Origin of the sequence: Lacticaseibacillus styriensis (assembly GCF_030770295.1) — a bacterium.
Lineage (GTDB): Bacteria > Bacillota > Bacilli > Lactobacillales > Lactobacillaceae > Lacticaseibacillus > Lacticaseibacillus casei.
In genome coordinates this window covers 635617-659367 of the sequence record NZ_CP132483.1, presented here as the reverse complement: position 1 = coordinate 659367, position 23751 = coordinate 635617, and the positions used below count along the sequence as shown (strand labels likewise).

Here is a 23751-nt window from a genome sequence, read left to right as displayed (position 1 = left end):
GCCGTAATAGTACGCGTGATTAAGTTGTGTTGTTTTGCTTTGTCTCATGATCAACACTCCTTGTGTCCAGAGGTTTGTTCCTTCTGGCTTGTTTCTAAGAGTATCCTCATAATTTCATCTTGTCAACACATATTTTCACGATTATTTTGACCATCTCAGGTTTTGCTCGGTTTAAAATGTCAAAGAAGGTTGTTATACCGGTTACTTCGGTAAGTTAACTTCTTGTTTCACCACTTTTAACATGGCGTCATTTTTCACGGTTTTAACATTGGCCGGTTTTTCGACGGCGAGTTTTTTGACCGAAGTGCCTTTCAGCAGTTTGATTGCCATTTTCGCGGTTTGTTTGCCAAGATCGCGATAGTCAATGCCTTTGGTGATTGTGCCACCATCTTTGACCATGGTGGATGCTGCTGGCACGACCGGAATTTGTTTTGCCTTAGCAACTTTGCCGATTGTCGGCATCGCCGCAGCCATCACATTATCTGCCGGTAAATACAGTGCATCGACATCTTTGGCTAGGCTTTCGGCTGCCTGCTGAACATCATTAGTCGTGGCGGCTGTCTTGATCTGGTAACGCAGGCCCAACTTCTTGAGATGTGCTTTAGCTTGTTTGATTTGGTACACCGAGTTGGGTTCGCCTGCGTTGTACATCAGCCCAATCGTTTTGGCTTGCGGAAATGTTTTGTGCAGTAAGTCAATTTGGTCGCTAACGGCAACTAAATCGGTAACGCCAGTAGCATTCTTGTCCGGCTTCGTCGGGTTCGTCACCAATTCGGCTGACTTTGGATCCGTGATCGCGGTGAAGAGCAACGGGGTCTTCTTGTCGGCTTTTTGCAACGCTTGGGCGGCTGGCGTGGCAATGGCGAGATTCACGTCATTCTTCCCGCGCGCCAGCCGATCGCTCATGGTTTTGAGATTTGCCTGATCGCCTTGCGCGTTCACATAATCGATCTTGATGCGCTTTCCTTTATAGCCGGCCTTGGCGAGTTCCGCCTCAAACCCTTTGCGTGCCTCGGTCAACGCAGTCTGATCCATTAATTGCAAAATGCCGACTTTAACAGTTTCTTTGCTGGCAGCTTTCGATTGCTTGCCACAACCCGTTAAAGTCACGCCAATCAGTGCCATGCCAGCCAATGCGAGTAAAAGATGTTTTTTCATGATAGTCCTCCTTGAAGTGACGTTGCGTATTTACCCTGTGACAAAACCGTGAAGACCTTTTTTAGCAGATGACTGGGTACACGCGGAAGTTTGGCCTTAACTTGTCCTCCCCATAAACACATTCACTTAATAAAAAGCGGGCCAGTCACATTTTTCCCATGCGACTGGCCCGTGTTTTCGGTATAGAAAAGCCGCATGGATTATTGTTCATCCATGCGGCGTTGTTGACACATTTAATGTGACAGCCTTATGGATGCAAACCGTTGCTTGCGCGGTTTGCATCTGACTGCAAACCGCTATCCAAAAAAGCTGCCAAAAAAGGTATTCAGTTGTGTTTGCCGATGATTCATCACGGTCAACACTTCCTTCGGTTTTGTATGGAATTAAGAATACCGAATGGAAGATACGTTCGTCAAGAGAAATTTTTAATCTTTTTACAATACGTTTGTTATCTAAAAATCATTTTAAGATACTGATGATTGGCGGCCGCTACCAATCGATCTACCATACTTAGTCTAAGTGCGCCACTTGCTTGTTGGGCCAACCGAATAAGCGGTGTGTCCAACACGATCGCCTGCTGGAACTTGGCCTCTGGACCGTCTTTGTCAATGTAATCCTTGGTACGCATTTTAATGACCGTCCGTGCGACCAAGCGCAGCAGCCACGAATATTTCTGCATTTCCCGCGGCGTATTCAGACGCGTGAACTCACCAGGAACAAACTCATGATGCGGCGGTACCTTTTGACCGGTGAGTTGTTCAAAATCATGAACGGTCGGCTTGCCAGACGGTGTGGTATACCAATCAGGGACATTTTCAAAATTCGTAAAGGCCTGTCCGTGAACTTGAACCGGCAAGACACTGACAATATCCGCAGAACTTGTCCCGATTGCCACGGCTTTTGCAGCATCAGGCAGTTCCCATGTCTGGGTTTGTTCATGCCATTCTTTGAACGCCTGTGCCGGAAGTGCTAACGTAACCGTCACCGTTTCACCAGCTTTGACGAACACTTTTTTGAAAGCTTTCAGTTCTCTGATTGGCCGCAATGGACGCACGGTTTGTTCCTGAACGTAAGCCTGAACCACTTCTGCGCCATCGCGACTGCCGGTATTCGTTAGCTCCACCTGCACCGTAACTGGCTGGTCATCGGTGACGTGATTATCAGTGAGGCGTGCATTTTTAATCGCAAAAGAGGTGTAGCTTAGGCCAAAGCCAAACGGAAATGCCACCAGCACCTGAGCCTTGTCGAAGTAACGGTAGCCAATATACGTGCTTTCGATGTAAGGTACGGAACGCGTGCGGTGATCGTAAAGCTCCGCAGATGGTATATCCGCATAATGAATCGGGTAAGTTTCGGCCAACTTACCGCTTGGATTCACTTGCCCGGTTAACACCCGACCAGTTGCCGCGCCGATCTGTTCACCGCCTAAATACAAATCCAAAACCGCCTGTACCTGATCCAACCATGGCAGCTCAACCGGTGCGCCGGCGACCAACAGAACGACCACATGCGGATTAATTGCAGCAATCGCCTGCAGCAAATCATTTTGAACTTTCGGCAAGGCCATGTTTTGGCGATCAAAACCTTCAGACTCATAGTTATCTGGCAATCCGGCAACAAAAATGACCTTGTCGTGGGTGTGGGCCAGTTCCAGTGCCTGAGCGATTGCTTCCTCATCGACTTGATCGTCCAGTCGATAGCCCGCCGCGTAATCATAAGCGATGCCAGCTTGCTTGAGTCCAGTCAAAATCGGCACCTGTTCCGCCGCCTTAATATGCGATGAACCGGCACCTTGGAAGCGGGTCTCTTTGGCCAACTCGCCGACCACGGCTACTTGCTCATTAGCAGCTAAAGGCAAAATCCCGTCATCATTTTTCAACAGTACAATGGCGCTTTCCGCGATTTTTTGGGCCAACTGTGCGTGCTGATGTAGCAAGTCCTCACGGGAGCCAGTGAACTTAGGTCGCTGTTTACGCGCCATTTTGACAATATTGGCAGCGGCGCGATCCAGACTGGCAGGCCGCAACTCGCCGGTCTGAAAAGCCTTCAACGCCTCTTTGTCAAAAAGGTGCTGATCCCCGGGCATTTCTAAATCCGTACCAGCATTCAGCGAAGCGACCTTATCGTTAAGTGCCCCCCAATCCGTAATGACCGCGCCGTCAAAGCCGAACTGGTTGCGCAGAACCTGTGTCATCAAATAATGATTATCACTGGCATAGCGACCATTTACTTTATTGTAAGAACACATAACCGATTCCGGATGCCCTTCAGTAACCGCAATGCGAAAGGCTTCCAGATAGATTTCGTGCAACGCAACCGGATCAATCATCGAATTAGACGACAGGCGGCCATTTTCCTGATTATTCGCCGCAAAATGCTTCAGGCAAGCCGCAACCCCTTGCCTTTGAATGCCTTGAATCCAAGCCGCACCAAGTTTCCCGGCCAAAAACGGATCCTCGCTAAAATATTCGAAATTTCGGCCACACAAAGGATTGCGCTTCATATTCACGCCCGGCCCCAACACAACATCAACGCCCAGACTCCGTGCTTCGAGTCCGATCGCCTCACCCATTGCGGCAATGAGTTCAGGATCCCAAGACGAAGCGCTGGCACTAGCCGTCGGAAAACTAGTACTCGGCACGCTGTCATTGATGCCCAAGTGATCGGCTTCCGCAGCTTGATAACGCAAACCATGCGGCCCGTCACTCATCCGAATGCTAGGAATACTGTGCTCAGGAAACGCTTCGGAAGACCAGAAGTCTTTTCCTGAAGTCAATTTAACTTTTTCTTCAGTAGTCAGACTATTAAGATTAACTGGCGACACTGAATGATCCATTAAATTACCCCATTTTTAAATTTCTAACTGGCATCTTTGTCTTCCTTAAATCTTAACGTTTTTCGCCCAAAATTTCCCGTTAATGGCCTCATTTTTGGGGAAAAAGGCCAGCGAAATGTCACGTTTGCCAAGGCTTATCGAATTAATTGACTATTTTTGACGGAAAGTGACAATCTGCCGCTTATTCCCAAATAAACGCTGGTGGTTGCCAAAAAACCAGCGAAAAAACACGTGTTCTAAAATTTTGTGTCAGATCGTCATAAAAAGTTCACATTTACGGATTATTCTTTTAACCGTAGCAAGGAAGTTTACCCCCTTCTTACTACTACCCCAACCCAACTTTTTTCATTTTTACTCCTCCAAAGTAAAAATAAGTCAGTACCACCCCCAATGGCACTGACACGGGAACCCCGCGCACCCCCAATGCGTGGGGTCTTTTTTTGTTGAGCGCGAACAGGAGCGCTTAGAAATCTGCGTGTAAGTGGCCTCGGGCGTGATGGCCCGGGCTTAGGCCATCGCGACCGAGGTCCTTACACGCAGATTTCTGCGACTGTGAGCGCGTTATAGAACACGAAACTTTGACTACATACTCGCCCATAATAGAAAGCATTCCCCCGTTAACGCGGCTTCAACCATTCGAAGCCCTTACAAGCAGTCCCCACGCCAGCAACCGCCTTACAGAACACAACAGTCCACCTACATACTTACAAACCAAAAAACACGACCCCCCGCCCAACCGCCGGCCACACCGCCAACCATCGAACCAAGGATCGTGTTTTGTTTTACTCACCCAAACAACCAACCACACCATCATGCATCCGCATCACGCACCGTAATCCGATCCTGCAATGCAGTCGGCCGTTCCAGCTGATCAAGAATCGCTAACGCCATATTTCCCGTGGTAATGTGGCTCTGTCCATCTTCGCCAACCAACAAGGTATCCTTACCGGCAACATAACTCGTGGCCGGCCCAGTCGGAAATGCCTCACTCGCTGAAATTCCGATCCAATTAACATTATCGGTCATCTGTAAGAAACGATATTCATAATACTGATACTTCGCACCGTCATACCACGGCTGGCTTGCAGCACTCTCAGGAAAATCAAGAATCATGGGATGATCCGCGCCCGGCATCGACAGACTCGCACTCCCCAGAATGAAAACCGCTAAAGTGTCCGTATTCCGTAACAAACTAATCAGGTGAGTCGCAAAATCCAAATGTAAATAACCCCGCCCGGAGCCCCATGGCACACTCAGCGCATCCACAACGGCATCAACGTTATCTAAATCGGCTTCCGTCAATTCAAGCGGCGCCTTCACCAATGTCGGGACATTTTGCCCAAGCCGACTGGCCGCTTTTTGCGTATCCCGAACGACTGCCAACACCTCATGGCCACGCCGCTGCGCCTCGGCAACGATCGCGCTCCCAGCCCGGCCAGTCGCACCTAAAACAGCTATTTTCATCTTCATACCTCATTTCGTTTACGCTTACCAACCAGATTTGATTTCATTCTAGCATGCATTCGATGAAAGCGGCTGATTCAGCCTTCTCTGTGGCAAAAATGAGAATAAAACTTCCTTATATGCCTGTTTATGCGGTACACTTAAAATAACCGGATAGAATGTGAGAGGATATTAAATGTCAATCGAAACGAGTCTAACTTACCAAAAAAAATTCTTCAGTGATTTTACCGATGCCTGGCATAAAAAATCACGCTATCGCTTATATCAGGGAATCGATGCAACCGCCGAAAACTTGCGGCTAGACATCGAAGAAGCCCCTGGTTACATCCTAGCCTACGACAAAAGCGCCCAAGCCGAGTTGCACGACTTTTTGCAAATCGGGTTCATTGATTTTTTGCGTCAGCACATCCCTTTTTTTGAGGTCAACGATCAAGGAACCGTCTATTTCGGGAACTGGTATCACCGCCGTGACTTCGGTCATATCAATGTTATTTTACGCGCCATCACCCAGTCGACCGATGAGCAACGCAAAATTCTGCCGCAATTAGAAGCCTTTTCCGCTGATCCTGATCATTATTTAGATCGACAACTAGACGCGATGCGCAAGGAAGTGTATCGCGATGTTGATTCGCTGCACACGCAAATCGATAATCTCGAAGCCGAGGCTGCGCCGGAACGCGACCAACCTGCCCAAGGCGGTAGCGGATTCCGCGGCTTGTTGAAGAACTTCATCGATCCAAACGATGACGATGATCCTGCACCGACATCCCGAACTTCAGCCGCAGACGCTTCACAACTCAAAGCCCGCTTTGACAAAGAAAAGCTGGCTGCTGATGACACCTTCGACAAGCGCAAACGCGAACTGGAAGTTTCTGCAGCCATCACGCGCTATGAATATCAGGCCGTCATGAATACTTACAGTTCCGTTGCTGAATTTGAAAATGTCCTTGCCAATCTAAAGGACGATTTCATGCAGTCATTAAAGCTTGAAGGAGGCCGCACGAATGCTTAATCTGAATGACACACATCTGGCTGCCTTAATTGCCAAGCCCCTATCTGTTTCCCAATTACGGCAACAAATTAGTACCGCTTATCAAACCGAAACCGACCGTCTGGCTGATTCCCCACTATGGGGCGCCAATGACGACGCTTTGACGGCATTATTAGCCAGCTACACCGGCCTCATGCGCGATAAGCTCTATCAGACGTTGCAAAACATGGCGTCAATTCCGGCCAACTTTTTGCAAACGTTGTGGTTCAAAGATACAACGACCGATTCACAGCATAGCGAAATCACGCTCATTCAGGCAACCGAAAACGACAATAACACCTTATTGACGATTGTGAATCCTTTAAGCGCCGATGCGACGCTCAAAGCGGTCAATCTGCCAACCTTATTGCAGATAACCGCAAGCGACAGTCATGCGTTGCCGTACGATGACGATGAAGTCAAGGCACTTTCTGCGTTGACCAAGGCACTTAACCAAGGCGGCTACCAGTTCTCATCAATTGATGAAACAGTCTTACAACCTGTCAATGGGCTACACTTCAAGACCCGTTTCGACAACCTCAAGCCATTAGTTGCCAAAAAGACGGTTGTCAAAGCAGGCGCCTTTAGCATTAATGTCACCTTAGATCTTGAAAGTAAAGTGCTCGATTATCAGATTCTGGATGAAGACGGCCACGACTGGAAAGATCTGGGTTCGGAAGATGTGAAAAGTGATCGCTTCGAATGGGCATCGACGACAATTCCGGAAGAACTGGTCAATCACCATCTCAAATTAGTCGTGCGGGTTGCTGCCGGCAATAACTCTCCTGCTTTAGACGAACTATTTGTCATTGCGTCAAACAATGCGATTTTAATGCGGCAAGGCAAACAAAAAGGTGTCTACGAATTACCGCTGCCAAATCAAAAACTCTTTACAGTTCTGATTGATCCTGATAATAATATGGTTTATCTGAAGTATCCGGATCCGGAAACTCAGGTAATTGAATTAAACCGGCAATATCCGTTTATTGGCGAATGGCTCAAAGCTGTGTTGCCGCAGAAACGGGCGTTTAATTAAGGTTAATCATCACAAATCAGGCAGCTTAACGTGTTCGCTGGTGATGAAATCTACGTGTGAGGATATTTCGGTTACTTACACTCCGACTTCTAACCGGGCCAGCTCACGCTCACAATTTGTTGGGAGGTTTTTCCATGGCTAATGAATTTCCGCAAGTAATGACGATTGGCGGTACAGATAGCGACGGCAGCGCCGGTGTTCAAGCCGATTTGCATAGCTTCTTTATGCGCGGTGTGTATGGTGCCACCGTTTTGACCGCTGCTGTTGCCGGCAATTCCTATGGCATTCAGGACAGCATGGTAATGCCATTGCCGTTCATCGATGCCCAATTCAAGTCGTTGGCCGCTGACCTGAAAATCCGCGCGGCCAAAACCGGGATGTTGGCTGATCGCGCTTTGGTGCAGGATATTATCAAGAACTGGCAGCAATATGATTTTGGCGCGTTGGTAGTTGACCCGGTCATTATCACCAAACATGGTGCCATGTTGCTGGAACAAGACGCGTATGATGCTGTCAAAAATGATCTCATCCCGCTGGCAACTGTTGTGACGCCGAATCACTACGAAGCCGAGCATCTTACCGGCATGAAACTTGATACGGATGCCAACATCGAAGCAGCCGCGCATCAATTGCAAGATTCCGGAGCTAAGAATGTCGTTCTAAAAGGCGCACACGATAATCCTGAGCAAAAAGAAGTTCGCGACTTCGTGTTGCTGGAAAGCGGCAAAACCTTCTGGCTGAGCGAACCTTACCACAATACCGACCGGGTCAATGGCACCGGCGATACACTGTCAGCCGTCATTACCGCTGAAATCGGTAAAGGTAACACGATCGAAGACGCCATTCGCATTGCCAAACGCTTTACGAACCAGGCGATCGGTCATCCCATTGCCGTTGGTCACCAATATGGACCGATCAATCATTGGGCCAATCAGATCGTTTACCCGCAAAACTGAACAACGCACAGAACTGCAAAACAAAATCGGTGCAGGAAACCCAGACAGTTTCCTGCACCGATTTTAGTTTGGTCAACCACCAATAACCGCTAAATATCACCATCAGCCATTAGTTATAGACAACCTGGTCTTCATCAATCTGTCCAAAGTTTTCGTCTAACGCCACTCGCAAAAGGACAGGTGCTGTTTTCGAATACCCCGCCACATAAACTTCACGATGACGATCATTGTACTTCGGCACCAGCTGATTGTCCGCAATCGTTGTTTGAATCCGCTTCAAAGCAGCTGCGCTATCGTCCAGCGGCGTGTCGCTGAAACTCTGAATCTCAAAACCCTCGGCCAACTGTTCAAAATGCAGCTGTTTGGCGATGGCGGGATCAAAATCAAGTTGCGCCAATGCATCCGTAAATTGTGCCTTTTCAATAAACAACGGTTGTTTGAGCCATATCCGGAAAACATGGCGATTGCTGATTTTGTCACCGCCTGACCAAACCGCCTGCAATGGATAAGGTCGATACGCCTTAAAATTCGGGATCTTAATGCCAACGTTAGGACCTTCGCTGATTTGCTTGGCTACTGCCGTGACAGCCGCTGCTAAATCGGTAAACGTTTCATCGGCTAACCGATTCGGCGCAACCCCCATTGCCGTGATATAACTCCGCGTCGTCAATTTAACAAAACTTGGCGTTGCCGAACGTGAATATTCGTCCTGTTCGACTTCCTCCCAATTAAATTCGCTCATTTCATTGCCCCTCTCTGTAAGCGCTTATCACATTCCTGCCACAGAGTTTAGCGATGTTGGCGGTGAAACACAATTAATTTGTTTGGGGCTTGAGTTGGTGCTGTTTTGGCCGATGTTGAAATCAAAGGGTAAAAACGCCGCCTGTTTCATCCACGCACACCTTGTACATTAATGGTTACTTCAATGGTTACTTCCCATTCTCCGATAACTGACGAGAATGGATATCCTGACTGCTGACCACCTTTTGGAAACGCCGACTAAGTTCTGCTTGATTGGCCTCACTATAAAATGGATCCTTGATCTCAAAAGGAAATCCACCTTCAGCAATACTCTTCTTGATGAAAATGTTTATAGCTGTTGCTAAATCAAGGCCTAGGCTTTCAAATATTCCTGCAGCTCGCTGCTGATCGGCTTGGCTAACCTTAACCGCGATGGTCACTTTCTTTTTCCCATTATCTTGCAAACCTTTACCTCCACGTTGTTCCCCCCTGATACACATACACTGCACAATGCTTATTAGACTACAATAACAAATGCCAGTCGTAAGTGATACTGAGTTGATGAAGAATTCTGTTTGTGAGCAACACCCACCCCGATCATGCATGTGCATGCCACAATGGCTAATAAATTCTGATCGTAAACAAAAAGTCGCGGACATCATGATCCGCGGCTTTTCTACACATAGGTTTTATTTTTGCTTACTACCAAACAACTGCAAAATCCCCATCACGACTAGCAATCCGCCAAACAGCGAGAAGACCATCATCACAGTTCTGAATGGATTAATCACCATGACCGCCCCGATAATGATGAGGGCAACGCCATAGACGATGGTTGGCCACGGTGCGACATTCACGTATTGCTGCTGATGACGGGCGCTCATAATTTTATTGATGCCATAAACGATCAACACGATGCCGATGATAAACGGCCCCATGCTCATCAGTGGCATGACAATCGCCGGCAAAAGCAGTGCCACTAGCAGATAGATGATGCCTGTGAAAAGTGACGTGCCATAAGTTCCGGAGCGCTTTTTAGCCGAGAAGCCGTCGACCAGCTTGGGAATGGCCGCAACAATCAACACCGCAGCCACGATCCATAGAAAACTACGATAGACTTGGTGGGGTTCAATTAAAATCCAGGCCCCGATCAGAATCATAAGCAGGCCGCGTAACCACGACCACCGTTGAAGACGATCAAACATTGCTTGCATATATCCGATGCTCCCTTGTTTTGCTAGTTAAAGCATAGCATATTGCCCGGCAATGCCCCTCCGTCGTCAGACTGAACTTTACCATTGCTCATGATTCCAGCTACGGCCGTCGATTTCTGCTTCCAATTGTTCGCGGCGTTCGGCTTGCTGCGCGACAAAAGTTTGTAACGCCGCAAAGAAGGCCGCCTTTTCATAAGATACCGCATCTTTTTCATGCTGGGCAGCCGTGTTAATCAGCCACTGTTCATCGGTCGTCACTCTGATTCACCTTCCTTCAACTCGTGTAACGTCAAACGCAAGCGGTCGATTTCATCGGTTTGCGTAGCCAGTTGGTCAGCTAGCATGGTCGTCTTGGGGTCTTCCTGCAACCGATCGATAAACCACTGCGCCTGCGCTTCAAAGTTATCAGGATACTGCAACGTCAAATATTGCTGGTAGCGGATCAATAATTGCTGGTGTTCCGAGTCATTTTGGTTGGCGAATCGGGCAATGGCCAATGGCGTCAACAGCTGCAAGCCGGTCTTTTCTGCCAACGCAGCATAAGGTGCCAAAAATTGGCTCAAACTAAACCCTACCTGGCCGCCAAGTTGATAGGCCGATTCCGGTTGGCTAAAACTCACCACGAGGCCCAACGACTTTCCTTTCAAAAGGCCGCCATGTGCGTCATAAACGAATTGCTTCACCCAAACTTCTGTCAACCACTGATGCAAGCTTGCCGGCGCCATGTACCAATACAACGGAAACTGCAAGACAATCCGGTCAGCTTCCTGAATCATTTGCTGCTCGGCAGCGACATCAAACGGCAAGTTCTCATCTAGATGGTGCCACACAACTTGCGACAAAGAAGCGGCACTGGCTTTTAGAAACTGCTGTGTGTCGCTTTTTTCGATATTCGGATGGCTAACAACCACTAGTGTCTTCAATTTGATCCCTTCAGTAAATGCTGTGCTAAGAATGCGACCGTGCCCGGCCACGCTTCGGCAAGATATCCTTCCGCATGCTGGCCGCCGGGGATGACCTGCAATGTCACCGGCACGCCCAACGTTGCGGCTGCTTGGCCGAGCTGATAAATGCCGCTCACTGGAATGATCTCTTCCTGTGAATTAGCCAGATACATCGGACCGGCCTGCGCTGTCAAGCGTTCAAACGGTTCAACTTGCGGAAACTTGGTCTCATCTGCATCCACATAATTCAAAATAAACCACTTGTAAAATGGATCGTTCCGGCCGCCTTGATCGATTTTAGCACTCGCCGTGTTCACGAAATCGGTTTTGGTATCAGGTTGCGCCACGACTTTTGGGTGTGCCGCAAACCACTGTTGGATGTCAAAAATCCCCGACCACGAAACCATCGGCACACCTTCAGCCAAGCCAACGTCAACCGATAAGGAACCGCCAGCACTCGATCCGAAAACGCCGAGCTTTTTCGTCTCCACATGATCACGCAGCCATGAAAAAGCCGCTAAAACATCATCACGCGCCGCTGGGAAAAAGGCTTCCGGTGCTAACCGATAGTTTGGAACGGCAACCGTGTAGCCAAGCGCAGCAAAGCGTTCGGCCATGCTGCCTTCCTTATTTTTTTCGCCGCGAAACCAACCGCCGCCGTGAATATCAAGAATCGCCGCATCATTTGGTTTTTCCGGTTCATAGAAATCGAGTTTCTGTAAAGGAGCATCGCCATAAGCAATATCTTTGGTGACTTTAACTGTCAAAATAATCGCCTCTCAATCATCACGATGACCACAGTATAACGCCCTTTTCGATAAAACAGCTAAAAATTGGCCCGCTTCAGCTTGCTGCTAATCGCGACATGAATGGCCTGGAATCTAATCTGAATCATCCAATCCTAGCGCCTGATTCAGCTTCTTCTGGACGGTCGGCAATGCTATCTTCCCGAAATCTTTAGGCGCCACCCATCGTGCAGGGATAAACTTCAGCTCCTCAGCCTTGGCATCGGCCCCGATTAACGTCATCTGCCAGCGTTGGTGGGTAAACGTATGCTGAACCTGTTTGACGCCAAGATCGGCAAACGTTAAGGACAAGCCTGATGACGCCCCAAAAATCCGGCTCACTTCATCTAGTTGATCGCTCATCATGGTTGCTTCGAGATCCGCCATATCAATCAATGGGAACATCCATAAATCTGCCAACATCCCGGTGCTAGGACGCTGCTCGAATAAGTAACCAGCATCGGAGCGTATTACTAAAGCAAAATAGCGATGCACAACTGGTCGCGGTTTTTTCGTTTTAACCGGATAATCTGCCACAACGCCATCACGGTAACTCGCATCAAAATCACGCACAGGTGAGTGTTCGGGATCCGGGTGACTGGCGGACATATAGCTTGAACCCAGATCCATCACGGCTTGATTGAAATCACCAGGACGATCTTTTGGAATTAATGGGCGAATCAGATCGTAAAACACTTGGCGCGTTTGCGGCCGCGCGATATCGGCGTCCACTTTGAACAAGCGGGCAAATACCCGAAACGCATTGCCATCAATGGCAGGCACAACTTCGCCGAAGCTAATGGAAGCAATCGCGCCGGCTGTATAAGGACCGATGCCTGCCAATGTTTGTAACTCGACTGACGTCTGCGGCCATTTTCCGCCATAATCGTTCACAATTTGTTTCGCTGCCTGCTGCAGGCGTCGCGCCCGCGAATAATAACCTAAACCTTCCCATGCCTTCAAAACCGTGGCTTCCGGCGCCGCGGCTAGTGCCTCGACAGTTGGAAACTGTGTCATAAAGCGTTCGTAATACGGAATAACTGTCTGCACCTGCGTCTGTTGGAGCATTAATTCGCTCACCATCACATGATAAGGGTCGTGGTCTTGCCGCCACGGCAGCGTCCGCGCATGGCTATCATACCAATCTAAAAGTGCCTGTTGAAACGCCGCTACTTTTTCTGGCGGCCAATCCATTAATTTGTTGTTTGTCATCATAGGGATTAGCTTACCATGGAGTTTGGTGTTGGGGAACTGTTTGGTGGCTGGATGGGGATTGTTCTATTTGAGGCAATGGAATGGTTAAGTTTCGCTTTCTATAACGCGCTTGCCAGCCCAGAAACCTGCGTGTAAGGACCTTGGACGCAATGGCAAAGACCGCCATCACGCCCAAGGCCACTTACACTCCGGTTTCTAAGCGGGCTGGCTCACGCTCACAAAAAAATCACCCCTACGATCATACGTATCGCAGAGGTGATTCCTTTTTACGGTTCAATGATCACTGCAACTGCTGCAATTCTCATCGATTCGTTTTGCTTACTACTGGGTTTTGCCCATCAACGACAGTGGTGCCGCTTCTGATCATGCTTGCGATGCAGTTCGTGAGTCTTGAGCCGCCTGACGACAAACACTACTCAATCCATTACTGAATTTCAATGTTGTGACCAGACTCCTTTGATTCAGTCAACTTTGGGCATGTGATGTTGAGAACACCATCTTTGTAGCTTGCCTTGATGTTGCTGTCATCAACGTTTGGCAGTTGATAGCTCCGACTCATCGTGCCATAGCTGCGTTCGGACATCATGACGTTGCCGTTCTTGTCGGCGTGATCTGTGATGTCATCCTTGTGAACATTGATGCTCAAAATGCCATCATGGTAGTTCAACTTGATGTTGTTCTTGTCGATCCCAGGAACATCAACATGAACTTCGTAAGCGTCCTTGGTCTCCTTAACGTCAGTCAGCAATCCGTTGACGGCCGTGCTGGCAATGGAAGGAGTTGCCCAATCCATCCAGTCAGATACCGGGCCGAAGAACCGACGTGCCAAGTTGTCAAAGAACGGATCATTAACATCATTCATCAACTCATTATTACGACGATTCATAACTTCATTAGCCATAACAGATAACTTCCTTTCAATCAGAGACTTTGGGGATTCAGGAGAACGATCTTAGCTCCGGAGCCTTTGTTCCTTCTCCCTCGCTCCACCTATAGTTATACCACAAATTAGCACTTGTGAACGCCGAGTGCTAAAGTTTTTTGAAAAAAGTTTGGTTTGCAGTTGTTATGGGGCGTCATCATTGTGTTTTCGGGTTGTGTATTTACCTATACCTTTGTTGGATCGAAGTGCCTGTATTTTTGGCGGCAAGTGATCTTGGCGGCGTTCGGTGTTGGTTCTATTGTCTGTAAACATAGTTTGGACTGTTGTTTTCTATAACGCGCTCAAAAAAAGACCCTAAACAAATTCTTGTTTAGGATCCGTGACTTAGCTAAAAATTAGTTTTCATTTTCAAGGCGTTCTGCTTCTTCGTCAATCGTTTCGAAACCTGACTTCTTAGGCTTCTTTTCAGGATGTTCTTGGCGCTCCTTTTCGACCTTAGCGATCAAAGCTTTCTTCTGTTCTTTGCTCAATGATGCCATGTGATGTCGCCTCTTTTTGGTGTGAGTTAGAAGGTTTGACCCTTTCAACTTCTGTTATACCACTTAAACGCCTCCCTGACACACCAAATTTTAATCTAACTGCGGACAAGAGCATCAAAAGGCCTTTTTATCAATGGATTGCAAGTAAAGCCGCCGTTGTCCCTCGGTTGAATTGGTAATCCCGCCGAAATTCGACCACTGAACATGCCGGATCCCTAGCTGCTTCAGAGTCGCTCCAATCAGCACTTTTTTAACCGCATTGCCGCAGAAGAAACGTAGGTAAAAAGTCGGCGATGTTGAGGTGGTTAAGATATATCCTTTTTTGATATTGGTTAGCGTTCCCTGTACCCCACGTTTGGTCACCACGTGCGTCAGTCCAGGTCCTTCTTTCATTACCTTGTCGATGAAGCCTTTGAGCATCCCCGGAATATCGTTCCACCAAATCGGCGTGATGATGATGAGTGCCTCTGCAGCCTTGATCTTCTGCAGATATTGTGTGACCAGCGGATCGTGAGTCTGACCGGCGTGAAACAACTTCAATTCTTCTGCATCATACGCCGCATTGAACTCATCTCGATACAGGTCAATCACATCAGTCGTGTCACCCTGCCGTTGCAGTTTTTCCTGCACTTTTTCTAATACGGCATGGTTGAAACTGCCGCTGTATGGATGCGTATAGATAATTAAAAATTTGGTCATTAGGATCTATTCCTTTCTGCGTCGAAAAAACTGGCTACTTCCGCAAGTCACACCGTCACAAGCTCTTCAGCCAAGTCAACAAACTTTCCTCGCCGCCGGTCCCATTCCAACTTACCCATGACAAGAATATTGATACCGACTGTCACGGCAACCATAACCAGCAAGTCCTGGGACATGCTGCCACCGATAGAAATCCCTTGGCGCAATGCATGGATCCCATAAGTCATTGGCAAAAACGGACTGGATATTTTCGTGAATACGTTGGCCGTTTCAAGCGGATAAACTCCCGTGGACGCCCCTAGCTGCAGGATCAAAAGGATGGTCACCAAGTATTTACCAAATGCCCCTAAAATGACGTTCAGCCCGAAGACACACGTGATGAAAGTGATGGCGGTCACAGTCATTGCCACGACCGTATTCACTACCGAAAGCGGGTTGAGGCCAAGCCATTTCAAGACAACCACGCCCAGAAGTGCAACTTGGACGCCCACCAAGGCTAGTAACAAACTGTATTTGCTCCACCACCAAGCCATTGCATGAGTCGGCCGTTTCTTCGGCGAATACATGTCATACATAAAGCTCAGCGAGATACAACCCACGTATAAGCCGATCGAGATGGCGAAAGGTGCCATACCGACCCCATTAGTCGGCGTGTTGGAAACATCGACCCGTTTCAAGTGCGCCGGGGCAGCTAAGAGCGAAATGTTCTTCGCTTTTGTAGATAGCTTTGGTGTGGCTTGTTTGGCTTTTTGCAAAGCGGCTTGTAGACTGGCGGTTCCTTGTGCCAACGTTTGACTTGATTGGCTGAGTTGGGTTCCGGAGCTCGTCAGCTGACCCACAGCAGAACGCAATTCAGCCGTGCTTGCCGTGTTAGGGATTCCTTCAGCTAGCTTCTGGATTCCTTGCGTCTGTTGCGCAATGCCTTTAGCCAAGGATGTCTGTCCAGCAGCTACTTTTTGTTCTCCCGCCAGTAGCTTGCTTGTCCCTGTGCCACTGGTCGTCATGCCGGCCAGTAAATTACGGTAGTAGATGGATGAAATTTCCTTATTGAGGTTGGCTTGAATCGCCGTTGCGGTCCCTTTGGCAATCTGTCCGGCAAAATAATCCTGGCCAGTGTTGACCTTATAAGTGAGATTCATGGCGGTCGGTTTGGTGCTGAGCAATGACCGCGAAGCCCGAGAGAAGTTCTTAGGAATGTCCAACACTAGATAATACTGGCCGTTTTTCAATCCCTTCTCTGCTTTGGCAGCCGTTGTCACCTCATATTGCAAAGAGCCCGAGCTGACCAAGCCTTTGATCAGGTCTTTCCCCGCATGCACCGATTTCCCGTTTTCTTTAGTACCTTGGTCGTTGTTCACGATCGCTGCAGGTAGATTGTTTGTATTTTGGTAAGTATTCCACATAGAAGAAAGGTAGACACCAGAGTAGATCGCTGGGATCAAGGTGATGAAAAAGAGAACTACCATTACCATTGGCCGTTTAAGGACGGCTAACCATTCGCTTTTGAACATTTGCATGCCTCCATATGTTTTGCGTGTGTATTTACGTCGTTCATATGGATGACAATACTACCCGTTCGTGTAAGTGTCAACCATTAATATTGTTTTCGTTAATATGCTTGTGGTACAGTAAGGGCATCCACTAAGGAGGGATTCCCGTGAACAACGAACAAATTATTCTCGGTCTGCTCTATAAAAAAGACCGTACCGGCTACGAACTCAATGAAGTTTTTAAAGATATTTTCAGCCATTTCTACGATGCTTCGTTTGGTATGATCTATCCGACACTGCGGCGACTAGCGAAAAACGGCCTAGTATCTAAAAAAATGGTGGTCCAAGCTGGCCGCCCCAACAAAAACATCTATTCAATTACCCCAGCAGGCAAAAAAGAATTCGAAGCTTCTCTGACCACCCCTACGCTGCCAGACACACGCCACTCCGACTTTCTCATGCGGCTATACTTCGGCGAATACGAAAAGCCAGCTGACCTGACCCGCATCATGCAGGAACAAGTCAACTGGCTAAAAGAACAAATTGATAAACTACAGGATCGCTTGCAAGAATGGCCCAACATCACGCCTCCGCAGAAACTTTCCTTCACGATTGGTATTGCAGAGTATGAAGCTCAGTTAAAGGTGCTGCAGCGCGAACTAACGCCAGCAAAATCCACCGACTGACGCTCCGTGGGCAAGGCTTATCAATCCATATTGGATACATTCAAGATGAAGATCTAAAAAACTTTATTAAAATCGTTGACATTTTTCCGGAATGAATCTAATATTCAAATCAATCATTAATAATTCGTCCATGAAAAACCGATGATGTGGAGATCAAGATCATTGTGCGCGCACAGAGAGTTGCCGTTGCTGAGAGTGCAATCGAACGCAGATGATTAAATGGACCACGGAGGGTTCTCCCGAAAGTTCGCGAGTACGGAGAAACGTCAAGGCATACGTCAGTTGCCGGAGGGATGATAGTCCCTTGCTAAGCGTGATGAATTGGGCACTTTAGACAAAACTGTGTGGGTTATTTGTCGAAGACTCAATTGATCAAATTAAGGTGGCACCGCGGAAAATCCGTCCTTAACTAGAAATAGTTATGGGCGGATTTTTTATGAGCGCGAACAGGAGCGCTTAGAAATCGGAGTGTAAGCGGGCTCATCCCTAAATGGCTGGGCTTTGGCCATTTAGGGATGAGGTCCTTACACGTAGATTTCTGCGACTGAGAGCGCGTTATAGAAAACGAAATCCCAACACCATAATTGCCCACAATAGAACGACTCCTTGTCAACGCGGTATTTGCCCATTGCTACCGAGGCTCTCACACACCAGCTCTTTCCACCCCAACACATAAAACTCAAAGGAGGTTCCCCCAAATGAAACCAACCAAGGAAATCAAACGATGGCGATTTTCACAAGTCTCACACACGCAAAAAGGAAAATACAACCAAATCTGGAGGGACCATCATGATTAAACAAGCCATCGAAAAAGTCGTTAACCATCAGGATTTAACGTTTGAAGAAAGCCGAGCTGTTTTGGATGAAATTATGAGCGGCGCGGCTTCTGAAGTGCAGACTGCCAGCTTATTAACTGCTCTGACTGCCAAGAGCCCAACCATTGACGAAATTGTCGGTGCTGCGGCATCGCTGAGAAGCCACGCGCTTGCCTTCCCTGAAACCGAGGACGTTTTGGAAATTGTCGGGACTGGCGGGGATCATGCCAACACATTCAATATTTCAACCACCAGCGCCATTGTCGTTGCGGCAACTGGTACCAAAGTCACCAAACACGGGAATCGCGCGGCTTCATCTAAAAGCGGGGCTGCCGATGTCCTTGAAGCTTTAGGCTTGGATATCAATGAAACCCCGGCAGTCAGTTACGAGAGCCTTCAGAAAAACAATTTAGCTTTCTTATTCGCACAAGAATATCACAAATCTATGAAATACGTGGCACCGGTTAGAAAGCAACTTGGATTCCGAACCATTTTCAACATTCTCGGTCCGCTAGCCAATCCGGCGCACCCAACCCGCCAGTTACTCGGCGTTTATGATGAGACATTGCTGGAACCATTGGCTAACGTGCTGAAAAAACTTGGCGTCACCCATGCCATGGTCGTTCACGGCCGCGATGGACTCGATGAAATAACGACTGCCGACGAAACTATCGTGGTCGAATTACGCGATGGCCACCTGACGAAGTACACGATCACTCCTGAACAGTTTGGCCTAGCGCGCAGTCAACGTGCCGATCTAATTGGTGGAACGCCTGAAACTAACGCCCAAATAACCCGAGACATTTTAGCCGGCAACCCTGGCCCACACCGCGACATCATCTTACTGAATGCCGGCGCGGCACTGCATCTGGCGCATCCCGAACTATCCGTGCAGCAAGGCATCGCATTAGCGGCACAAACCATTGATACCGGTCAGGCACTCGAAGAACTCCATCGCCTGCTAGCCTTCTCCGCCAAACGTAAGGACGTGGTGGCATGATTCTAGACGATTTAGTTCTTGCCACCAAACGTCGCCTAGTCCGCCACCAACAGCAACAATCTTTGGCTGATTTAAAACGCATTGCCGAAAATCAACCACTCACTTTAAAAAAAGACTTTCTCACCATTTTAAAACAGCCCGGCCTACACATCATTGCTGAAGTTAAAAAAGCCTCGCCTTCTAAAGGGACAATTGTCAACGATTTTCCCTACATGACCATTGCAAAAGCCTACGATCAGGCAGGCGCCGACGCCATTTCCGTCCTGACCGAGCCAGATTACTTTGGTGGCAATCTTCGCTATTTAAACGAGATTAGTCAAGCTGTTTCAGTACCCACGCTACGTAAAGACTTTACGATTGATCCTTATATGATTTATGAGGCCAAGGCAAATGGTGCCTCTATCATTTTACTCATCGTCGCAATCCTTACTGACCAACAGCTGCGCGATTATCGCCAGCTTGCTGAAAGCCTCGGCATGCAAGCAATTGTTGAAGCCTACACAGCTGACGAAGTAACGCGGGCACTGCGATCAGAGGCAAAAATAATCGGTATTAACAATCGCAATCTCAAAAACTTTCAAGTTGATTTTGCCAACAGTCTAAAACTTCGCGCCATGGTACCTGATGATATCCCTGTGATTGCGGAGAGCGGCATCAAAACCCAAGAAGACGTCAATCAGCTGACAGCGGCAGGGTTTGACGCCGTATTAATCGGTGAAACTCTTATGCGGTCACAGCAGAAGCAACAATTAATCGCAGCATTCAAGGAGGCTTAAAAATGGCCAAAGTTAAAATCTGCGGTCTCATGCGTCCTGATGACATTTTCGCGGTCAACGCCGCCGGAGCCGACTTTGCTGGTTTTGTTTTTGCTGGCGGCCGCCATCAGGTGACGCTTGAACAGGCATTGTCACTGCGAAAGCTCTTAAACGATGACATCACGGCGGTTGGCGTTTTCGTTGATGAACCAGTCGCCGCTATCCTTGCTGCCTATCAATCCGGCGCAATTGACGTTGCCCAACTCCATGGGCATAGCACGCCGACAGTGATCAACCAACTTCAGCGCGCCGGCCTGCAGGTCATTCAGGTTTTTGAACGGCAAAACGTTGACCTAGCGTCTCCTGCTGATTATCTCATGGTCGATAGCGGCAAAGGCAGCGGGCAACTACTTGATTTATCAGCCATTCCGCACATCACTCGACCACTCATTTTAGCTGGCGGTTTGACCCCACACAATGTCAGCCGGGCAATTCAAACCGTGCATCCAACCATCGTCGACGTGTCCAGCGGTGTTGAAACCGGAGGCCACAAAGACGCCAACAAAATTCGTCAGTTCATCCAAAACGCAAAAGAGGAAATCACCTATGACAACATTAAATAAAACCACTCAACCACCATCCCGCACCGGCCGCTACGGCAAAGACTTTGGCGGCCAGTATATCCCGGAAACATTGATGACCGAACTGGAAAAGATTACGCACGCATTCAATACATTAAAAAACGATCCCCAGTTCAAAGCGGAACTCAATGACTTATTAGTGAATTACGCCAACCGGCCATCCCTGCTTTATTACGCCAAGAACATGACCCAAGACTTGGGCGGCGCCAAAATTTATCTAAAACGTGAAGATTTAAATCATACCGGTGCCCACAAAATCAACAATGTGATCGGTCAGGCATTGCTCGCTAAACATTTAGGCAAAACCCGATTGATTGCCGAAACCGGCGCCGGCCAACATGGCGTTGCTACTGCCACCATCGCTGCTTTGATGGGCATGGATTGTGAAATCTTCATGGGAAAAGAAGATACCGATCGCCAAAAGTTAAATGTTTATCGCATGACCTTATTGGGGGCAAAAGTCCATGCGGTCACAACTGGGTCGATGGTCCTCAAAGATGCCGTTAACGCGGCACTTCAAGAATGGGCAAGTCGTAGCGATGACACTTTCTACGTACTCGGCTCCGCAGTCGGTCCGGCGCCATTTCCGGAAATGGTGAAACATTTTCAAAGTGTTATTTCTAAAGAATCCAAGCAACAACTACAAGCCAAAGAAGGCCGCTTGCCGGACATGGTCGTGGCCTGCGTGGGTGGCGGCAGCAATGCTATCGGGAGTTTTGCCGATTACATTGATGACCCTTCTGTCCAACTAGTCGGCGTTGAAGCAGCAGGTAAAGGCCTGGACACCGCGCGAACCGCAGCCACAATCGAACGCGGATCTGTCGGCATTTTCCACGGGATGAAATCCTTATTCATGCAAAACGAAGATGGCCAAATCGATCCAGTGTATTCCATTTCTGCCGGCCTTGACTACCCCGGTGTCGGACCGGAACACGCCGCACTCGCTGAAGAAGGTCGCGCCCAGTATGTCGGGATCACTGACGACGAAGCAGTACAGGCATTTGAATACATCGCAAAACAAGAAGGCATTGTTGCCGCCATCGAAAGCTGCCACGCCATTGCCTACGTAGAAAAGATTGCTCCCACCATGGCAAAAGACCAAATTATTGTTTGTACCTTATCCGGACGCGGCGATAAAGATGTGGCGAGCATCGCCAAGTATAAAGGAGTAGATGTTGATGACTAATTTAGCCGCTGTTTTTAAAAATCATAAAGCTTTCATTCCATTCATCGTTGCTAACGACCCGGATTTTGACACCACTGTCAAGAACATTGTGGCACTTGCACAAGGCGGCGCCGACATTGTGGAATTAGGTATCCCCTTTTCCGATCCGGTTGCTGATGGTCCGGTTATTCAAGCGGCAGGCTTACGGGCTTTTGCAGCTGATGTTCACACCAACACCGTTTTTGAGATTGTTGAAGCCGCACGGAAGGAAACCGCTGTGCCGATTGTCTTCCTGACCTACTTAAATATCGTCTTCAAGTATGGCTACGACGCCTTTTTAAAACGGTGTGCTGAGCTGAGTGTCTCGGGTTTAGTAATTCCCGATCTGCCTTACGAAAGTCGCGACGAAATCGTTCCGATTGCCGATAAATATGGCATTGCGATTATTCCATTGATCACGCCGACTTCCGGCAACCGGATCGAAAAAATCGCCAAAAGTGCCTCAGGTTTTATCTATGTTGTTTCATCTGTGGGTATCACTGGCGAACGCGACGAATTCTACGAAGGTCTAAAAAACTTAGTTGCAGAAATCAAGCGTTACACTGAGGTTCCCACTGCCATTGGCTTCGGCATTCATACGCCGGAACAAGCCCAAACAATGGCGGGACTTGCCGATGGCGTCATCATCGGCAGCGCGATTGTTGATATTGTCGCCAAGGAAAACCAACAGGCGCCGATGGCTATTAAGGCGTTCACCAAACAAATCCGCACAGCCATTGATAGCCCAAAAACCTCCGCAGTATCAAGCAGTTCGATCGCTAGATGACTTTGACTTCACCTGCTTACCAGTTTGCGGGCCGTAAAAAGACTCAGCTATCCCAGCGAGCAAAACATAAAAAATCGTGAAGCTTCACACGGGCTTCACGATTTTTTATGTTCGACACTATGCAACACACCACTAAGTCAGTTCTCTTGGGATTTCGCCCAGTCAAATCGTTTAACTTGAGCAAGGTCATCGGTCTCAGCCTGTGACAACCGATAATTGAAGTCAAGTTGTAAAAGCCATCTAGCACTAAGACCAGTGGCTTGCTCAATTTTCCGCGCAACATTGATACTCATATACGCATGCCGATTCAAAATAAATGAGAGCTGCTTTTGCGAAACGTCAATGTGCTCCGCAAACTCAGACTGCGTAATATTGTGATACGCCATCAATTCCTTCAACGCATCAGCTGCCGAAGTCATTGGCACAATGTTCATGGGTACTGAATCATTAAAGTCTACTTCAAACATAAGTGAAGGACCTCCTTCTTTAGTGGTAATCTTCAATGCCTACAAAAACAACTGCCACGATTTCTGCAGTATCCACAGATTCTTGATATTCGTCATCAAATCCAATAAATAGTAGTCGATAATTAGCACTGATATCAACCGCAAATATTCCTTGCCGATCACCCTTCAACGCGTGAAGCCGTGATGGTGGAAATCTGGACACGTCATCCAACGTTGTCGCCGCTGCAATTTCATCAATTCTCGCCGCAATTCTTCTACCGACACTAGTTCCGAAAATTCGATTTCGTATACGCGGATCTGTTAATTGTCTTTCCAGTCTGTTGTTCTTCGCCCTAGCCTCCATCAACACCCTAACCTTCTTATGGCATATTACCATGAAGGTATATTCCTTTCAAGTAAATTTTAA

At 48.1% G+C, this 23751-nt stretch carries 25 protein-coding genes and 1 pseudogene; 10 read left to right on the top strand and 16 right to left on the bottom strand.

What is annotated here, in order from left to right; genetic code table 11:
* Window positions 1–201: 201 nt before the first annotated feature.
* The 3 genes from LACSTY_RS03005 to LACSTY_RS02995 form a co-directional block, all read right to left on the bottom strand.
* On the bottom strand, window positions 202–1158 hold the full coding sequence (locus LACSTY_RS03005; RefSeq protein WP_087911669.1) for an ABC transporter substrate-binding protein: 957 nt from the start codon (window positions 1156–1158) through the stop codon (window positions 202–204).
* Between the two features lie 448 nt (window positions 1159–1606).
* The gene (locus tag LACSTY_RS03000) at window positions 1607–3994 is read right to left on the bottom strand and encodes a beta-glucosidase family protein (RefSeq protein WP_087911668.1); all 2388 of its coding nucleotides are present in this window, start codon (window positions 3992–3994) and stop codon (window positions 1607–1609) included.
* An 810-nt stretch (window positions 3995–4804) separates the two neighbouring features.
* Window positions 4805–5458, bottom strand: coding sequence for an NAD(P)H-binding protein (locus tag LACSTY_RS02995; RefSeq protein ID WP_049171545.1), 654 nt, complete (start codon window positions 5456–5458; stop codon window positions 4805–4807).
* Between the two features lie 175 nt (window positions 5459–5633).
* Here LACSTY_RS02995 and LACSTY_RS02990 point away from each other — a divergent pair, with 175 nt between their 5' ends.
* The 3 genes from LACSTY_RS02990 to thiD all read left to right on the top strand — a co-directional run bounded on the left by LACSTY_RS02990 (window position 5634) and on the right by thiD (window position 8480).
* Window positions 5634–6470 carry a hypothetical protein gene (locus LACSTY_RS02990; protein WP_010493547.1) on the top strand — a complete coding sequence of 279 codons (837 nt, stop codon included), beginning with the start codon at window positions 5634–5636 and terminating at the stop codon, window positions 6468–6470.
* The gene (locus LACSTY_RS02985; RefSeq protein WP_025013224.1) at window positions 6463–7524 is read left to right on the top strand and encodes a hypothetical protein; all 1062 of its coding nucleotides are present in this window, start codon (window positions 6463–6465) and stop codon (window positions 7522–7524) included. Before LACSTY_RS02990 ends, LACSTY_RS02985 begins: the two co-directional genes overlap by 8 nt.
* 134 nt (window positions 7525–7658) lie before the next feature.
* On the top strand, window positions 7659–8480 hold the full coding sequence (thiD, locus tag LACSTY_RS02980) for a bifunctional hydroxymethylpyrimidine kinase/phosphomethylpyrimidine kinase (protein ID WP_047107306.1): 822 nt from the start codon (window positions 7659–7661) through the stop codon (window positions 8478–8480).
* 109 nt (window positions 8481–8589) lie between these two features.
* Here thiD and LACSTY_RS02975 read toward each other — a convergent pair whose 3' ends face one another.
* From LACSTY_RS02975 to mutY, 7 genes are all read right to left on the bottom strand, one after another.
* Window positions 8590–9222 (bottom strand): hypothetical protein, encoded by a 633-nt coding sequence (locus LACSTY_RS02975; RefSeq protein WP_087911667.1) that lies wholly within the window; start codon window positions 9220–9222, stop codon window positions 8590–8592.
* A gap of 187 nt (window positions 9223–9409) precedes the next feature.
* Window positions 9410–9685 (bottom strand): type II toxin-antitoxin system RelB/DinJ family antitoxin, encoded by a 276-nt coding sequence (locus tag LACSTY_RS02970; protein ID WP_087911666.1) that lies wholly within the window; start codon window positions 9683–9685, stop codon window positions 9410–9412.
* A gap of 225 nt (window positions 9686–9910) precedes the next feature.
* Window positions 9911–10435, bottom strand: coding sequence for an HdeD family acid-resistance protein (locus LACSTY_RS02965; protein WP_087911665.1), 525 nt, complete (start codon window positions 10433–10435; stop codon window positions 9911–9913).
* A 78-nt stretch (window positions 10436–10513) separates the two neighbouring features.
* Entirely contained in the window at window positions 10514–10693 is a 180-nt protein-coding gene (locus LACSTY_RS02960; protein WP_087911664.1) for a hypothetical protein, read from the bottom strand.
* Window positions 10690–11358: an NAD(P)H-dependent oxidoreductase gene (locus LACSTY_RS02955; RefSeq protein ID WP_087911663.1), complete on the bottom strand. Its 669-nt coding sequence runs from the start codon at window positions 11356–11358 to the stop codon at window positions 10690–10692. The genes LACSTY_RS02960 and LACSTY_RS02955 overlap by 4 nt, the downstream gene beginning before the upstream one ends.
* Window positions 11355–12146 carry an alpha/beta hydrolase gene (locus LACSTY_RS02950; RefSeq protein ID WP_087911662.1) on the bottom strand — a complete coding sequence of 264 codons (792 nt, stop codon included), beginning with the start codon at window positions 12144–12146 and terminating at the stop codon, window positions 11355–11357. Before LACSTY_RS02950 ends, LACSTY_RS02955 begins: the two co-directional genes overlap by 4 nt.
* A gap of 114 nt (window positions 12147–12260) precedes the next feature.
* Entirely contained in the window at window positions 12261–13376 is a 1116-nt protein-coding gene (gene mutY / locus LACSTY_RS02945) for an A/G-specific adenine glycosylase (protein ID WP_191981865.1), read from the bottom strand.
* 207 nt (window positions 13377–13583) lie between these two features.
* Here mutY and LACSTY_RS14720 point away from each other — a divergent pair.
* Window positions 13584–13810: pseudogene (locus LACSTY_RS14720) on the top strand (hypothetical protein).
* On the opposite strand, the gene LACSTY_RS02940 reads toward LACSTY_RS14720, so the two are convergent.
* The 4 genes from LACSTY_RS02940 to LACSTY_RS02925 all read right to left on the bottom strand — a co-directional run bounded on the left by LACSTY_RS02940 (window position 13804) and on the right by LACSTY_RS02925 (window position 17011).
* Window positions 13804–14280, bottom strand: coding sequence for an Hsp20/alpha crystallin family protein (locus LACSTY_RS02940; RefSeq protein ID WP_010493513.1), 477 nt, complete (start codon window positions 14278–14280; stop codon window positions 13804–13806). The pseudogene LACSTY_RS14720 and the gene LACSTY_RS02940 overlap by 7 nt on opposite strands.
* Before the next feature lie 377 nt (window positions 14281–14657).
* Window positions 14658–14801, bottom strand: a complete 144-nt coding sequence (locus LACSTY_RS02935) for a hypothetical protein (RefSeq protein WP_005684115.1) — start codon at window positions 14799–14801, stop codon at window positions 14658–14660.
* Window positions 14802–14915: 114 nt separating this feature from the next.
* Window positions 14916–15500, bottom strand: coding sequence for an NAD(P)H-dependent oxidoreductase (locus LACSTY_RS02930; RefSeq protein WP_087911660.1), 585 nt, complete (start codon window positions 15498–15500; stop codon window positions 14916–14918).
* A 47-nt stretch (window positions 15501–15547) separates the two neighbouring features.
* On the bottom strand, window positions 15548–17011 hold the full coding sequence (locus LACSTY_RS02925) for a YhgE/Pip family protein (protein ID WP_087911659.1): 1464 nt from the start codon (window positions 17009–17011) through the stop codon (window positions 15548–15550).
* Between the two features lie 146 nt (window positions 17012–17157).
* Between LACSTY_RS02925 and LACSTY_RS02920 the strand changes: the two genes are divergently transcribed.
* The 6 genes from LACSTY_RS02920 to trpA all read left to right on the top strand — a co-directional run bounded on the left by LACSTY_RS02920 (window position 17158) and on the right by trpA (window position 22878).
* Complete coding sequence (locus tag LACSTY_RS02920) at window positions 17158–17676, top strand: PadR family transcriptional regulator (RefSeq protein WP_010493505.1); 519 nt, start codon at window positions 17158–17160, stop codon at window positions 17674–17676.
* Between the two features lie 789 nt (window positions 17677–18465).
* Window positions 18466–19491: an anthranilate phosphoribosyltransferase gene (trpD, locus tag LACSTY_RS02915; RefSeq protein ID WP_087911657.1), complete on the top strand. Its 1026-nt coding sequence runs from the start codon at window positions 18466–18468 to the stop codon at window positions 19489–19491.
* On the top strand, window positions 19488–20267 hold the full coding sequence (gene trpC, locus LACSTY_RS02910; protein WP_087911656.1) for an indole-3-glycerol phosphate synthase TrpC: 780 nt from the start codon (window positions 19488–19490) through the stop codon (window positions 20265–20267). Before trpD ends, trpC begins: the two co-directional genes overlap by 4 nt.
* Before the next feature lie 2 nt (window positions 20268–20269).
* Entirely contained in the window at window positions 20270–20869 is a 600-nt protein-coding gene (locus tag LACSTY_RS02905; RefSeq protein WP_087911655.1) for a phosphoribosylanthranilate isomerase, read from the top strand.
* Entirely contained in the window at window positions 20853–22073 is a 1221-nt protein-coding gene (trpB, locus tag LACSTY_RS02900) for a tryptophan synthase subunit beta (protein ID WP_087911654.1), read from the top strand. The genes LACSTY_RS02905 and trpB overlap by 17 nt, the downstream gene beginning before the upstream one ends.
* Window positions 22066–22878 (top strand): tryptophan synthase subunit alpha, encoded by an 813-nt coding sequence (gene trpA / locus LACSTY_RS02895; RefSeq protein ID WP_087911653.1) that lies wholly within the window; start codon window positions 22066–22068, stop codon window positions 22876–22878. Before trpB ends, trpA begins: the two co-directional genes overlap by 8 nt.
* Before the next feature lie 137 nt (window positions 22879–23015).
* Here the strand turns inward: trpA and LACSTY_RS02890 are convergent, their stop codons facing one another.
* The gene (locus tag LACSTY_RS02890; RefSeq protein WP_087911652.1) at window positions 23016–23345 is read right to left on the bottom strand and encodes a helix-turn-helix transcriptional regulator; all 330 of its coding nucleotides are present in this window, start codon (window positions 23343–23345) and stop codon (window positions 23016–23018) included.
* A 19-nt stretch (window positions 23346–23364) separates the two neighbouring features.
* The gene (locus LACSTY_RS02885) at window positions 23365–23691 is read right to left on the bottom strand and encodes a type II toxin-antitoxin system RelE/ParE family toxin (protein WP_414973778.1); all 327 of its coding nucleotides are present in this window, start codon (window positions 23689–23691) and stop codon (window positions 23365–23367) included.
* Window positions 23692–23751: the final 60 nt, after the last annotated feature.

What these genes read in the sequence shown, in the direction of transcription:
- LACSTY_RS02890 (WP_087911652.1), bottom strand. Translation starts at nt 23,345, where the DNA reads ATGTTTGAAGTAGACTTTAATGATTCAGTACCCATGAACATTGTGCCA.
- trpD (WP_087911657.1), top strand. Translation starts at nt 18,466, where the DNA reads ATGATTAAACAAGCCATCGAAAAAGTCGTTAACCATCAGGATTTAACG.
- LACSTY_RS02905 (WP_087911655.1), top strand. Translation starts at nt 20,270, where the DNA reads ATGGCCAAAGTTAAAATCTGCGGTCTCATGCGTCCTGATGACATTTTC.
- trpB (WP_087911654.1), top strand. Translation starts at nt 20,853, where the DNA reads ATGACAACATTAAATAAAACCACTCAACCACCATCCCGCACCGGCCGC.
- LACSTY_RS03005 (WP_087911669.1), bottom strand. Translation starts at nt 1,158, where the DNA reads ATGAAAAAACATCTTTTACTCGCATTGGCTGGCATGGCACTGATTGGC.
- LACSTY_RS02990 (WP_010493547.1), top strand. Translation starts at nt 5,634, where the DNA reads ATGTCAATCGAAACGAGTCTAACTTACCAAAAAAAATTCTTCAGTGAT.
- LACSTY_RS02930 (WP_087911660.1), bottom strand. Translation starts at nt 15,500, where the DNA reads ATGACCAAATTTTTAATTATCTATACGCATCCATACAGCGGCAGTTTC.
- LACSTY_RS02985 (WP_025013224.1), top strand. Translation starts at nt 6,463, where the DNA reads ATGCTTAATCTGAATGACACACATCTGGCTGCCTTAATTGCCAAGCCC.
- trpC (WP_087911656.1), top strand. Translation starts at nt 19,488, where the DNA reads ATGATTCTAGACGATTTAGTTCTTGCCACCAAACGTCGCCTAGTCCGC.
- LACSTY_RS02935 (WP_005684115.1), bottom strand. Translation starts at nt 14,801, where the DNA reads ATGGCATCATTGAGCAAAGAACAGAAGAAAGCTTTGATCGCTAAGGTC.
- LACSTY_RS02965 (WP_087911665.1), bottom strand. Translation starts at nt 10,435, where the DNA reads ATGCAAGCAATGTTTGATCGTCTTCAACGGTGGTCGTGGTTACGCGGC.
- LACSTY_RS02975 (WP_087911667.1), bottom strand. Translation starts at nt 9,222, where the DNA reads ATGAGCGAATTTAATTGGGAGGAAGTCGAACAGGACGAATATTCACGT.
- LACSTY_RS02995 (WP_049171545.1), bottom strand. Translation starts at nt 5,458, where the DNA reads ATGAAAATAGCTGTTTTAGGTGCGACTGGCCGGGCTGGGAGCGCGATC.
- mutY (WP_191981865.1), bottom strand. Translation starts at nt 13,376, where the DNA reads ATGACAAACAACAAATTAATGGATTGGCCGCCAGAAAAAGTAGCGGCG.
- thiD (WP_047107306.1), top strand. Translation starts at nt 7,659, where the DNA reads ATGGCTAATGAATTTCCGCAAGTAATGACGATTGGCGGTACAGATAGC.
- LACSTY_RS03000 (WP_087911668.1), bottom strand. Translation starts at nt 3,994, where the DNA reads ATGGATCATTCAGTGTCGCCAGTTAATCTTAATAGTCTGACTACTGAA.
- LACSTY_RS02925 (WP_087911659.1), bottom strand. Translation starts at nt 17,011, where the DNA reads ATGTTCAAAAGCGAATGGTTAGCCGTCCTTAAACGGCCAATGGTAATG.
- LACSTY_RS02940 (WP_010493513.1), bottom strand. Translation starts at nt 14,280, where the DNA reads ATGGCTAATGAAGTTATGAATCGTCGTAATAATGAGTTGATGAATGAT.
- trpA (WP_087911653.1), top strand. Translation starts at nt 22,066, where the DNA reads ATGACTAATTTAGCCGCTGTTTTTAAAAATCATAAAGCTTTCATTCCA.